Raw genomic sequence first — 229 nt, 5'->3', positions numbered from 1 at the left:
CGGCCGGATCGTGGTTCGGCGGTAGCTGTTGCCGGCCTTGATGCGGCCGGTGATCGTTGAAGTGGTTCACGTACTCGCCGACCACCGCGAGGGCGTGCCTTTGGTGGTAGATCAACAGCCGGTCGGTGCCCTCCTGACGCAGGCTGCGGCCCCAGCGTTCGATATAACAATTCGCCCGAGGTGTCCGCGGCGGGATCTTGACCACGGTGATGCCTTCGACGGTGAAGAC

At 64.2% G+C, this 229-nt stretch carries 1 protein-coding gene; it reads right to left on the bottom strand.

Annotation, left to right across the window (positions count from 1 at the left end; genetic code table 11):
- Nucleotides 1-205, bottom strand: a 205-nt coding sequence (locus tag IH26_RS0152810) for an integrase core domain-containing protein (RefSeq protein ID WP_211268950.1), incomplete at its 3' end; no start/stop codon positions are given.
- Nucleotides 206-229 lie beyond the last annotated feature (24 nt).

This window comes from Actinoplanes subtropicus, from assembly GCF_000721705.1.
Lineage (GTDB): Bacteria > Actinomycetota > Actinomycetes > Mycobacteriales > Micromonosporaceae > Actinoplanes > Actinoplanes subtropicus.
This window is presented reverse-complemented; position numbering and strand designations above follow the sequence as displayed.